Source organism: Burkholderia singularis (genome assembly GCF_001718875.1).
In the GTDB taxonomy this organism is placed as follows: domain Bacteria; phylum Pseudomonadota; class Gammaproteobacteria; order Burkholderiales; family Burkholderiaceae; genus Burkholderia; species Burkholderia singularis.
The window spans coordinates 1,917,820-1,930,761 of record NZ_CP013448.1 but is presented as its reverse complement, the minus strand read 5'-3'; the positions used below and the strand labels follow the sequence as shown (position 1 = coordinate 1,930,761).

The following is a 12,942-nucleotide window of genomic DNA, read 5'->3' as shown; positions in this document are numbered from 1 at the left end:
CGCTTCAAAAAAACGCCGCTCGAATCATCGAGCGGCATTTTTTTCGCCGGCATGCGTGGCCGGATTGTCCGCAACGGTATCGCGAACCTCGCGTCGCCGTACCGTTCCGATTGACTTCGCATCAACCGGCCCGGTTCGCTTTTCTCTATCCCCGCTCCGTTTTACCCGAGCCAGCGCCGCGCATTGCGGAACACGCGCAGCCACGGGCTCGCCTCGCCCCAGCCGTCCGGATGCCAGCTCATCTGCACGGTGCGCTGCACGCGCTCCATGTGCGGCATCAGCACGGTGAACCGGCCGTCGGCCGTCGTCACCGACGTAATCCCGGCCGGCGAGCCGTTCGGATTGAATGGATAGCGCTCGGTCACCTCGCCGCGATGATCGACGTAACGCATCGCCACCGCGACGCGGCTCGCGTCGCCCTGTTGCGAGAAGTCCGCATAGCCTTCGCCGTGCGCGACCGCGACCGGAATCCGCGAGCCTTCCATTCCGGCGAAGAAGATCGACGGCGAGCGCTGCACCTCGACGAGCGAGAAACGCGACTCGAACTGCTCCGATTTGTTGCGCGTGAACTTCGGCCATGCGTCGGCGCCCGGAATCATCGACGCCAAGCTCGACAGCATCTGACAACCGTTGCAGATGCCGAGCGCGAACGTGTCCGGGCGCGCGAAGAACGCGGAGAACATCTCGGCGAGCTGGCCGTTGAAGCGGATCGTTTTCGCCCAGCCTTCGCCCGCGCCGAGCACGTCGCCATACGAAAAGCCGCCGCATGCGACCGCGCCCGCGAAATCGGCGAGCGTCGCGCGGCCCGCGAGCAAATCGCTCATATGAACGTCATATGCGTCGAAGCCCGCGCGATCGAACGCATACGCGGTTTCGAGATGCGAGTTCACGCCCTGCTCACGCAGAATCGCGACGCGCGGCCGCGCGCCCTTCGCGATGAACGGCGCCGCAATGTCGTCGGCGGGATCGAATGTCAGCACCGGCGACAGGCCCGGGTCCTGCGCGTCGAGAATCGCGTCGTATTCGGCGTCCGCGCACGCCGGATTGTCGCGCAGCCGCGCGATCCGCCAGCTTACCTCGCTCCACGCGCGCTGCAACTCGACGCGCGGCGCCTCGTAGATCTTCTTCGCGTCCCGGTACACCTCGATCGCGTCATGCTCGTTGACCGTGCCGATCACGTGCGAGCACGCGGCAAGCCCATGCTCGCGCAGCATGCCGAGCACCGTGTCGCGCTCGGCCGCGCGCACCTGAACCACCGCGCCAAGCTCCTCGCAGAAGAGCGCGCGGATCGTGCGGTCGTCGCGGCGGCCGCTGGTCTGCTTGGCCCAATCCTTCGCGTCGCCGTAGTCGGATTCGTGCTGTGCGTCGAGCGTGAGCATGTCGACGTTCAGCGACACGCCCGCGTGCCCGGCGAACGCCATCTCGCAGACGGTCGCCCACAGGCCGCCGTCCGAGCGGTCGTGATACGCGAGCAGCAGGCCTTGCGCGTTCAGCGCCTGGATTGCCGCGAAAAAGCGCTTCAGGTCTTGCGGATCGTCGACGTCGGGCGTCTCGTCGCCGACTTGCTGCGTGACCTGCGCGAGTATGCTGCCGCCGAGGCGGTTCTTGCCGCGGCCGAGATCGATCGCGATCAGCACGCTCGCGCCGGCGTCGACAACGCGGCGCAATTGCGGCGTCAGATGGCGGCGCACGTCGTCGACGGGCGCGAACGCCGAGATGATCAGCGACACCGGCGCGACGACTTCCTTCGCGACACCGTTGTCGTCCCACTTCGTCTTCATCGACAGCGAATCCTTGCCGACCGGAATGCCGATGCCGAGCGCCGGGCACAGCTCCATGCCGATCGCCTTCACGGTATCGAACAGCTTCGCGTCCTCGCCGTCGGTACCGCACGAGGCCATCCAGTTCGCGGACAGCTTCAGCGTGTCGAGCGACGCGATCGGCGCGGCCGCGATGTTGGTGATCGCCTCGCCGATCGCCATGCGGCCCGACGCGCTCGCGTCGATCACCGCGAGCGGCGTGCGCTCGGCCATCGTCATCGCCTCGCCGGCAAAGCCCGCGTAATCGAGCGCGGTGATCGCGCAATCGGCCACCGGCACCTGCCACGGGCCGACCATCTGGTCGCGCACCGACGTGCCGCCGACCGTGCGGTCGCCGATCGTGATCAGAAACGACTTGCTCGCCACCGTCGGATGCCTGAGCACGTCGACGCCGACGTCGGCAAGCGCCAGGCCCGTCACGTCGACCGGCGCGTGCGCGCTGTCGACGCGCGTCACGTCGCGGTGCATCCGCGGCGGCTTGCCGAGCAGCACGTCCATCGGCATGTCGACCGGATAGGCTTGCTCGCCCGCCGCCTGCGCATCGACGAGTTGCAGTTGCCGCGCATCGGTCGCCACGCCGACGACCGCGAACGGGCAGCGCTCGCGCGCGCAGATCGCCTCGAAGCGCGGCAGATCGGCGGGCGCGATGGCAAGCACGTAGCGCTCCTGCGCTTCGTTCGACCAGATCTCGCGCGGCGACAGCCCGCTTTCCTCGAGAGGCACGCGGCGCAGCTCGAAGCGCGCGCCCTTGTCCGCGCCGTCGACGAGTTCGGGGAACGCGTTCGACAAGCCGCCCGCGCCGACGTCGTGGATGCTGAGAATCGGGTTCGCGTCGCCGAGTTGCCAGCAGCCGTTGATCACTTCCTGCGCGCGCCGCTCGATCTCCGGGTTGCCGCGCTGGACGGAATCGAAATCGAGTTCGGCCGTGTTCGCGCCGGTCGCCATCGAGCTGGCCGCGCCGCCGCCCATCCCGATCCGCATGCCGGGGCCGCCGATCTGGATCAGCAGCGAGCCGGCGGGCAGATCGCGCTTGTGCGTGTGCGCATCGGAAATGTTGCCGATGCCGCCCGCGATCATGATCGGCTTGTGATAGCCGCGCACCTGCCCGCCGACGTTCTGCTCGTAGACGCGGAAATAGCCGCCGAGGTTCGGCCGGCCGAATTCGTTGTTGAACGCCGCGCCGCCGAGCGGGCCGTCGATCATGATCGACAGCGGCGAGGCGATCCGGTCCGGGCGGCCGTAGGGCTCGGCGCTCGCGCCGGCGTCGCGTTGCGCGAGCGGCTGCGCGGCGTCGCGCGCGTTTTCCCATTTCTCGCGCGCGTCCGGCAAATCGAGGTTCGACACCGTGAAGCCCGTCAGGCCCGCCTTCGGCCGCGCGCCGCGGCCCGTCGCCCCCTCGTCGCGGATCTCGCCGCCCGCGCCCGTCGCCGCGCCCGCGAACGGCGAGATCGCGGTCGGGTGGTTGTGCGTCTCGACCTTCATCAGCGTATGCGTGAGTTCGGTATGGCGGCCGTAGCGCTCGGCCGTGCCCGCCGCATCCGCGCCGGCTGCGCCGCGCGGGAACCAGCGCTCGGCCGGCGCGCCCTGCATGATCGCCGAGTTGTCCGAATACGCGACGATCGTGCGCTGCCCATTGAGCTTCTCGGTATTGCGGATCATCTGGAACAGCGACAGATCCTGCGGCTCGCCGTCGATCGTCCATTGCGCGTTGAAGATCTTGTGACGGCAGTGCTCGCTGTTCGCCTGCGCGAACATCATCAGTTCCACGTCGGTCGGGTTGCGCTCCAGCTTGACGAACGCGTCGACCAGGTAGTCGATCTCGTCGGCGGCGAGCGCGAGGCCCAGCTCGGCGTTCGCCGTCACGAGCGCGGCGCGGCCGTGCGCGAGCACGTCGACGGTCGTAAGCGGCTTGGCCGGCAGTTCGTCGAACAGGTGCCGCGCGTCGTCGCGCGACGCGACGACGCTCTCGGTCATCCGGTCATGCAGCGCGGCCGCGACCGCGGCGCGCGCGTCGACCGACAGCGCCTTCTTGCCGCCGACGCCGAGCAGCCCGCTTTTCAGCGTGAGCGTGAACTCGACGCCGCGCTCGATGCGCCGCACGCGGGCCAGGCCGCAGTGCTGCGCGATGTCGGTCGCCTTGCTCGCCCACGGCGACACCGTGCCCAGACGCGGCAGCACCACGAAGGTTTCGGTCGCGCCCTTGTCGGACGAGGGCTCGAACGGCTCGCCATAGTGCATCAGCGCCTCGATGCGCGCGCTGTCGTCCGCGGTGAGCGGCTCGTGCGCGTTGACGAAGTGCAGATACTGGCCGCGCAGCGCGACGATGTCGCCGTCGATTTGCTTGAGCGCGTCGAGCAGGCGGGTTTGACGAAAATCGGAAAGCGCCGAAGCACCGGGAAAACACGAGAAGTGAGCCATGGGCTGGACTGGACGTCGTCGATGAGTCGCGCAAATTGGCGACGGGGGGCGTAAGGAAGGCCGTTATTATATACCCGCAGGCCGCTCGCCGAACGGCCTGCGCGACGGCAATTCGACGCGGCGCGAGCAGCCGGCCGCCGGGCGCCGAGTCGGGCGCCATCCGCCGCCTGGCCATCCGTGCCACGCGAAAGCCGCGCCGGCCAATTCGCCGCATTTGGCGCTATCATGCGCGCTTCGCCGGGCCGACGCGGCCCGCAACGTCATCGCAACCGGGCCGCATCGGCCACCCGTCATCGAATCGAGCATGGATGTCATTGTCATCGGCGGCGGCCTCGCCGGCATCGCCACCGCTTACCAGTTGCGCGCGGCCGGCCATCGCGTGTGCGTCGTCGAGCGCCACGCGACAGTCGCGCAAGGAGCGACCTACGGCCAGGGCGGCGCCCTGCTGCCTACGCCCCTGGACGTCTGGTTCGGTCCGACCTTCATGCGCGAGCGGCGCGCGTCAAAGAGCGGCGTCGTCTACAAGCCGGGCCTCAACGGCGCGCTGCGGCGCTTCGTCGGCCGCCTCGACGCGCTGCGCGAGCCCGACGCGTTTCGCGCGCAGTACGCGGCGCTGCGCCCGCTCGTCGAGCTTTCGCGAGAAGCGATCGCCGATATCGAAACGCGTTTTGCACTCGAATTCGAGCAGAAAAGCGGCGTGCTGCACCTGGTGCGCGAGCGCGCCGAATGGGACGACGTGCGCCCCGCGCTCGAGCTGATGCGCGATCTCGGCATGCCGTTCGAGACGCTCACGCCCGACGCGTGCACGGCGCTCGAGCCGTCGGTGCGCGCCGAATCCGCGTTCGCGGGCGGCGTGCTGTTCGCACACGAGCGCACCGCGAACTGTCCGCTGTTCGTGAAACTCGTCAAGCAGGTGCTCGACACCCACGACGTCCAGTTCCGGCTGGGCCGCGCGGCGGCGGCGATCCGCGTGGACGCGCAACGCGCGGCGGTCGAACTCGCGCCCGACCCCACCGATCCGCGCGCGGCGAAATCGAACCAGGTCGACGTGATCTCGGCCGACGCGCTCGTCATCGCGGCCGGCGTAGACAGCCTGGCGCTCGCGCAGCCGTTCGGCGTGCGCGCGCCGCTGCATCCGGTGCGCGTTCATACGCTGACCGCGCCGCTCGCATACGACGAGCACGCGCCGCATCTGGCGATCGTCGACACGGTCAGGCGGATCACGCTCACGCGCCTCGGTCAACGGCTCAAGATCGGCGGCGGCGCGGTGCTGCAAAGCGCGAAGGACATGGCGCGGCCGCTGCCCGAGCCGCTCGCCGAGGCGGCGCTCGCGCTGCTCGGCCAGGCCGCGCACGACTGGCTGCCCGGCACCGCGAAAATTTCCGCCGCGCGCGCCTGGCAAGGCGCGAAGCTGCTGTCGCCGGACGGCCTGCCGGTGGTCGGGCCGACCGGCCATCCGCGCGTGTTCGTCAACTTCGGCCACGGCCCGGCCGGCTGGGGGCTTGCGCTCGGGTCTGCTAAAGTGGTGGCCGATGCCGTCGGCGGCGCCGCGTGCAGCCTGCCCGCCGATACGCTCGCCGCGCTGCATGCGCAGCGCTTTGCCACCTGAGGCCGCCGCCGGCGGCGCTTGACCGCGAGCCGTCCATGCCCTTGCCCGCCGATTCCGCCGCGCCCCATCCGCGTTCTGCCCAGCCTCATACCCCCGCGTCGCCCGATCCGTTCGCCGAATGGCCCGCGCATACGGGCGAGCCGCTGCTGACCGTCGCCGAGCTGCGCGACATCGAACACCACGCCGCCGCCGCGCTGCCGCCGCACACGCTGATGGGCCGTGCGGGCGCCGCCGCCGCGCAATGGCTCGCCGCGCGGCTCGTCAGCGATCCGCGTCCGGTCTGGTTCGCCGCCGGCCCCGGCAACAACGGCGGCGACGCGCTCGTCGCGGCAACCGAGCTGCATCGGCTCGGCTTCGCGGCCGACGTGTGGATGCCCGTCGGCGTGAAGCCCGACGACGCCCGCTGGGCGCTCGATCGCGCGCGCGCGGCCGGTGTGCCGATCGACACCGAGCCGCCCGCCTCGTTCGACGGCTACGGCTGGCTCGTCGACGGCCTGTTCGGCATCGGCCTCGCGCGGCCGCTCGACGGCGCGTTCGCGGCGCTCGCGGTGCGGCTGTCGGCGCGCGCGCGGCACACCGGCCGCGTGCTCGCGCTCGACGTGCCGAGCGGGCTGGACAGCGACACCGGCCTGCGCGTCGGCGCGGGCCCGGCGGTCGCGGCCACCCACACGCTGTCGTTCATCGCGGCCAAGCCCGGCCTCTACACCGGCGAAGGGCGCGACCTCGCGGGCGAGATTCACGTCGCCGCGCTCGGCCTCGACGAATGCGCCACGCCCGAGATCCGGCTCAACGCGCCCGACCTGTTCGGCGCGCACCTGCCCGCGCGCGCGTTCGCGTCGCACAAGGGCACCTACGGCAGCGTGGCGATCGTCGGCGGCGACACCGGCATGTGCGGCGCGCCGATTCTCGCCGCGCGCGCGGCGCTCTTCGCGGGCGCGGGCAAGGTACATGTCGGCTTCGTCGGCACGGGCGCGCCGCCCTACGATGCGCCGCACCCGGAGCTGATGCTGCACCCGGCCGGCACGCTGCCCACGGCCGGCCTCACCGCGCTCGTGATCGGCTGCGGGCTCGGCGCGAGCGAGGCCGCCGCGCACGCGCTCGCGGCGGCGCTGCCGCTCGATGCGCCGAAACTGATCGACGCCGACGCGCTGAACCTGATCGCCGCGACCCCCGCGCTCGCCGAAGCGCTCGCCGCGCGCGGCCGCGCCGGCGACCCCGCGATCCTCACGCCGCATCCGCTGGAAGCCGCGCGCCTACTCGGCACCGACGCGGCCGGCATCCAGCGCGGGCGCGTCGCGGCCGCGCGCGCACTAAGCGCGCGCTTTTGCGCCGTCGTCGCGCTGAAAGGCTCGGGCACCGTGATTGCGTCGCCCGACGGCCGCGTCGCGATCAACCCGACCGGCAATGCCGCGCTCGCCACGGGCGGCACGGGCGACGTGCTGGGCGGCCTGATCGGCGCGCTGCTTGCGCAACGCATGCCGCGCTTCGAGGCCGCGCTCGCGGGCGTCTATCTGCACGGGCTCGCCGCCGAGCGCCTGTGCGCGGCGGGCGCGGGCCCGGCCGGCCTCACCGCGGGCGAACTCGCGCCGGCCGCGCGTATGCTGCTCAACCGGCTCTTTTACGCGCGCGCCGGCACGCCAGGCCAAGCGCCGCTATACTGAGCGTCCCGCCGCGCGGCGCATCGCTTCGAGCCGTCATGCCACGCGCCGCCGGCGGGCTCATCGTCCGCCCGCGTGCCTCGTGCCGGCAGCGGGCGCGGCCTTCCCGATTCACGCTGCCTCGCCTTAATCGCCATGACGCTGAATTCGCTCCCCGTTTGGCCCGCGCTGCAAGCGCACTATGAAGACATCCGCGACGCGCATCTGCGCGACTGGTTCGCGCCCGCCGCCGATCCCGCGCCGACACGCGCCGAACGCTTCACGTTCGAAGGCGGCGGCCTCGCCGCCGATTTCTCGAAAAACCGCATCACCGATGCAACGCTCGCGCTGCTCGTCCAGTTGGCTCGCGAAGCCGGCGTCGAAGCGCGCCGCGACGCGATGTTCGCAGGCGGGATCGTCAACCCCACCGAAGGCCGCGCGGCGCTGCATACCGCGCTGCGCGCGAGTTCGCCCGACGCGCCGTTCCACGCGCAAATCGCCGCCGAGCGCGCGAAGATGGCGCGCTTTGCCGACGCGGTGCGCAGCGGCGCATGGACCGGCTACACCGGCAAGCGCATCCGCCACGTCGTGAACATCGGCATCGGCGGCTCGGATCTCGGGCCGAAGATGGTCGTCCATGCGCTCCATCACGTCGCGACGCCCGACATCGCGACGCACTTCGTGTCGAACGTCGACGGCGCCGATCTCGCGCGCGTGCTCGAGCAGATCGATCCACAGGAAACGCTCGCGATCATCGTGTCGAAAACCTTTACGACGCTCGAGACGATGACGAACGCGCGCTCGCTGCGAGACTGGTTCGTCGCGAAGGGCTGCCCGGAAAGCGCGCTTGCGAAGCACTTCGTCGGCGTGTCGGCGAACCCGGCCGAAGTCGTCAAATTCGGCATCGCCGAGGCGAACGTGTTCGAGATGTGGGACTGGGTCGGCGGCCGCTATTCGCTGTGGTCGGCGGTCGGGCTGTCGATCATGATCGCGGTCGGCCCCGAGCGCTTCGACGAACTGCTCGCCGGCGCGCACGACATGGACGAGCATTTCCGCCACGCGCCGCTCGAGCGCAACCTGCCGGCGCTGCTTGGCCTGATCGGCATCTGGTATCGGAACTTCTTCGGCGCGCAGAGCTATCTCGTCGCGCCGTATTCGGAGGCGCTGCACTATCTGCCGTCGTATCTGCAACAGCTCGAGATGGAGAGCAACGGCAAGTCCGCGCGCATCGACGGCGCGTTCGTCGATTACCCGACGTCCGCCGTCACGTGGGGCGAGCCCGGCACGAACGGCCAGCATGCGTTCTTCCAGATGCTGCATCAGGGCCCGACGCTCGTGCCGATCGATTTCATCGCGGTACTCACGCCCGAGCATGCGCTCGCGAGCCATCATCCGAAGCTGCTCGCGAACTGCTTCGCGCAAAGCGAGGCGCTGATGCTCGGCCGCACGCTCGAGGAAGCGCGCAAGATCGCCGGGCCGGACCATCCCGAACTCGCGCCGCACCTGAGCTTCCCCGGCAACCGCCCGACCACGACGATTCTCGTCGACGCGCTGACGCCGCGCTCACTCGGCGCGCTGATCGCACTGTACGAGCACAAGGTGCTCGTACAAGCCGCGGTGTGGAACATCAATCCGTTCGATCAGTGGGGCGTCGAGCTGGGCAAGATCCTCGGCAAGGTCGTCGAGGCCGATCTGTCGGCCGCGCAAGCCGATCCGGCCAAGCACGACTCGTCGACGTCGGCGCTGATCGCCCGGGCGCGCCAGGCGCTATCGCGTTGAGTTAAGTTGAGTCGATCGGCCGCGCGCAGGGCCGTCGGGTCGCCCGGCTGTGCGCGGGCGGCAGGCGGCGGCCCGGCGCGCCGCGACGAAAAGCGCCGGCCGGGCGCCCGCGCACCGAACGCGTGCGACCGCTGCGCGCACGGCCGGCCCCGCACACACCGCGAGCGCCGCCCGATCGACGCAGCCCCGCCCGAATCAGCCCGCCATGTGCCGCTCGCGGCTCGCATCGCCATGCAGGCGGCCCGCTTCGAGCACAACCGTCGTTTTGCAACGGCGCGCGAGTTCGGGATCGTGCGTGACGAGCACGAGCGTCGCGCCGTGCGCGCGGTTCAGTTCGAACATCAAATCGATCACCGCATGCCCGGTCGCCGCATCGAGACTGCCCGTCGGCTCGTCGGCAAAAAGCAGCGCGGGACGCGTGACGAACGCTCGGGCAAGTGCGACGCGCTGCTGCTCGCCGCCCGACAACAGCTTCGGATAGTGCCCGGTGCGCGCGCCGAGCCCCACCTGTTCGAGCAGCGCGCGCGAACGCTGCACCGCGTCGCGCGTGCCGACGCCGCCTTGCAGTTCAAGCGGCAGCATCACGTTTTCGAGCGCCGTCAGATGCGGCATGAGCTGGAACGATTGAAAAACGAAGCCGACCGCACCATTTCGGAGCGCCGCGCGCGCATCCTCGTCCAACTGACTCAGATCCTGGCCGAACAGGCGAACCGTGCCGTTCGTCGCACTGTCCAATCCGGCGAGCAAGCCGAGCAACGTCGATTTTCCCGACCCGGACGCGCCGACGATCGCGACGCTCTCGCCCGCGCGCACCACCAGGTCGATGCGCTCGAGAATCGTCAGCTCGCCCGTGGCATCCGCGACACGCTTGCATACATCCCGCACTTCGATAATCGGATCGGTAATCTTGAGCATGAAACGCACTTTCTCCTGGAGAACCGGCGCCGCGCTCGTGGCCGCCGCCACGCTCGCCGGCGCCGCCGATGCAGCCACGCCGGCCGCGGCGCCCGCCGGCATACAGCCCGACAAGCCGACGATCGTCGTGCTCGGCGACAGTCTGTCGGCCGAGTACGGTCTGCCGCGCGACACCGGCTGGGTGGCGCTGATGCGCGCGCGTCTTGCCGCGGAGCGCATCGATTATAGCGTCGCGAATGCCAGCATCAGCGGCGACACGACGAGCGGCGGCCGCGCGCGGTTGCCGGCGCTGCTGACGCGGCTCAAGCCGTCGGTCGTGGTCGTCGAGCTGGGCGCGAACGACGCGCTGCGCGGCGTGCCGCTCGACGCGACCGAGCGCAATCTGCGCGAGATCGTCGCGCAGGCGAAACAGGCGCACGCGCGGGTGTTGCTCGTCGGAATGTACGTGCCGGCCAATTACGGCCCCGACTATACGCAGCGGTTCCACGGCGTCTATACGGCGCTCGCGAAAGAACTGCGCGTGCCGCTCGTGCCGTTCCTGCTCGCGGGCCTGGAAAACAAGCCCGAGATGTTCCAGTCCGACCAAATCCATCCGGCTCAGGCCGCGCAGCGTCAGTTGCTCGACAACGTGTGGCCGACGCTCAAGCCGCTGCTGCGCACGGCATCGCACTGACGCACGGCCGGAACCGCGCAAGCCGAAAAGAAACAGCCCCGCGCAATGGCGGGGCTGCTGCCGGCTGTCGATGTTGCCGCTGCCGCGTATCAGCCAATCAAAAGCACGGCCGTTCCGATCATTCGGACTTATCCTGCGAAGCCGTATCGGCGATCGAGCCATAGAGTTTCACGCTCGAACGCGCGCGCAGCGCGGCAAGGTACGCCTGCGTCTCGCCTTGCGCATAAACTTGCGCGAGCTGCTGCTGGGCGGCCGCAAGACGCTGATTGTCGGCCGGCGGCGCGTCGGCGACCGCATTCACGCGGAAGATGGCATAGCCGTCGTTGCCGAGATCGACGCCGACATACGCGGGCAGCGCCTTCGGATCGGCCTTGTAGATCGCGCTCACCGCCGCGGGCGGCAATCCGTTCGACTGAGTACGCGAGATCTTGACGGCGGCGGCGAAACCCGCCGTCGCTTTCGATTTGCGCAACTCCGCAAGCTTGGCCTCGCCATCCTGCTTCGCGAGCTTCGCGGCCTCCTCGGCCACCACTTTCGCTCGCACCTGGTCCTTGATCGCGGCGAGCGCCGGCACGGTCGACGGCTGGTGGCTCGTCACGCGCGCGGCAATCAGCGTGTTGCCGCCGACGTCGATCGCCTGCGTGTTATTGCCGTTTTTCACCGAATCGGCCGCGAACACGGCCGCGAGGAACTTCGGATTGTTGAGCGGGCTGTCGGGCGGCAGCGCCGGATTCGGCTGCGGCGACACCGTCGCGGTCTGAATCGACAGCTTGTACTTGTCGGCGGCCGGCTGCAGGCTCTTCGCCTTTTCATAGACCGTCGACGAGAAACCTTCCGCATTGTCGGCGAACGCCTTTGCCGCGAACTGCTGCTTCAGATCCGCGACGATCGAATCCTTCACGTCCGCGAGCGGCTTCACGACAGCCGGCTTCACGTCCGTCGCTTTCAGGATGTGAAAGCCGTAATCGCCTTGCACGACGCCGCTGATCTCGTCTTTCTTCAGCGCGAACGCGGCGTCGTCGAACGCGGTGCCACCCGCGGTGGAGCCGCGCGTGATGAAACCGAGGTCGCCGCCCTTCGCCGCCGACGGCGCGTCCTGCGAACTCTTCTCGGCAATCTGCGCGAACTGCTCGGGATGCGCCTTCACTTCGGCGAGCAGTTGTTCCGCCTTCGCTTTCGCCGCGGCCTTGTCGGCCGCGCTCGCATCCTTCGCCGCGGCGACGAAGATGTGGCTCACGCGCACCTGCGCATCGGTGCGATAGCGCGCGATGTTGTCGTCGTAATACTTCTTGATGTCGGCGTCGCTCGGCTGCGCCACCGCAGCGGCAGCCGACGGCGAATAGACGAGATATTGGATCGCCGCCGCCTCGCGCGTGGCGAAGGCTTGCTTATGTGCGTCGTAATAGGCGGTAATCTGCGCGTCGGTCGGTTGAACCTTCGATGCATAGTCCGCCGCCTTCAACATCAGCGGCTGCACTTCCCGCTGCTGTTCGGCAAGACTGGTCAGCCGCTGCGCGACGCTCTTCGGCGTAAACGCGCTCGAAATCAGGCTTTGCGGAATTTGCTGCATCGCGAGGTTGTACCGCACGCGCTCCTGGTATTGATCGGGCGTCATACCCTGCATCGCGAGCAACTGCGTGTAGCGCTCGGCGTCGATCGAGCCGTCCGGCTTCTTCAGCGAGCCGATCACCGGGTCGCTCAACAACGCGTTGCGCACCGCACCATCCGACGCCGTCAGATGCAGGCGCTGCGTCTCGTCGGCCAGCGCGCGCTGCTGGATCAGCCCGTCGAGCAGTTGCTGGCGGCGCTCGGGCGTATCGAACATCTTCGCATCGAACCGCGCGCCGAGCACCTGGCGCGCCTGATCGATCTGCTGGCGCAACATGCCGTCGAACTCGGCGCGCGCGATCTTGTGTCCGTTGACGGACGCGACGTTCGCACTATCGTCGAAGAACCCACGGAAACCCTGAATGCCGACGATTCCCAGCCCCGGCAACACGATCAGGAGCAGCAGGAACATCATCAAGCGCTGGTGATTGCGGAAAAAATCGAGCATGCGTGACGGCGTGATTTGGACAAAACGCCCGATAT

General features: G+C 69.3%; 7 protein-coding genes. 4 read left to right on the top strand and 3 right to left on the bottom strand.

Translation table 11 applies throughout. The annotated features are described in order from the left end of the window. Positions 1-161: 161 nt before the first annotated feature. Complete coding sequence (gene purL / locus AQ611_RS08765; protein ID WP_069234254.1) at positions 162-4,238, bottom strand: phosphoribosylformylglycinamidine synthase; 4,077 nt, start codon at positions 4,236-4,238, stop codon at positions 162-164. A gap of 304 nt (positions 4,239-4,542) precedes the next feature. Here purL and AQ611_RS08755 point away from each other — a divergent pair, with 304 nt between their 5' ends. The 3 genes from AQ611_RS08755 to pgi all read left to right on the top strand — a co-directional run bounded on the left by AQ611_RS08755 (position 4,543) and on the right by pgi (position 9,263). Beyond that, positions 4,543-5,847 (top strand): FAD-dependent oxidoreductase, encoded by a 1,305-nt coding sequence (locus AQ611_RS08755; protein ID WP_059513363.1) that lies wholly within the window; start codon positions 4,543-4,545, stop codon positions 5,845-5,847. A 35-nt stretch (positions 5,848-5,882) separates the two neighbouring features. Next, entirely contained in the window at positions 5,883-7,508 is a 1,626-nt protein-coding gene (locus tag AQ611_RS08750; protein ID WP_069234252.1) for an NAD(P)H-hydrate dehydratase, read from the top strand. Between the two features lie 132 nt (positions 7,509-7,640). Beyond that, a complete protein-coding gene (gene pgi, locus AQ611_RS08745) occupies positions 7,641-9,263 on the top strand; it encodes a glucose-6-phosphate isomerase (RefSeq protein ID WP_069234251.1) in 1,623 nt (540 codons plus the stop codon). Between the two features lie 195 nt (positions 9,264-9,458). Here the strand turns inward: pgi and AQ611_RS08740 are convergent, their stop codons facing one another. Next, on the bottom strand, positions 9,459-10,178 hold the full coding sequence (locus AQ611_RS08740) for an ABC transporter ATP-binding protein (RefSeq protein WP_059513369.1): 720 nt from the start codon (positions 10,176-10,178) through the stop codon (positions 9,459-9,461). Between AQ611_RS08740 and AQ611_RS08735 the strand changes: the two genes are divergently transcribed. Continuing rightward, the gene (locus AQ611_RS08735) at positions 10,177-10,851 is read left to right on the top strand and encodes an arylesterase (RefSeq protein ID WP_069234250.1); all 675 of its coding nucleotides are present in this window, start codon (positions 10,177-10,179) and stop codon (positions 10,849-10,851) included. The two genes, AQ611_RS08740 and AQ611_RS08735, sit on opposite strands and share 2 nt — an antisense overlap. A gap of 118 nt (positions 10,852-10,969) precedes the next feature. Here AQ611_RS08735 and AQ611_RS08730 read toward each other — a convergent pair whose 3' ends face one another. Next, a complete protein-coding gene (locus tag AQ611_RS08730) occupies positions 10,970-12,907 on the bottom strand; it encodes a SurA N-terminal domain-containing protein (protein WP_069234249.1) in 1,938 nt (645 codons plus the stop codon). Positions 12,908-12,942 lie beyond the last annotated feature (35 nt).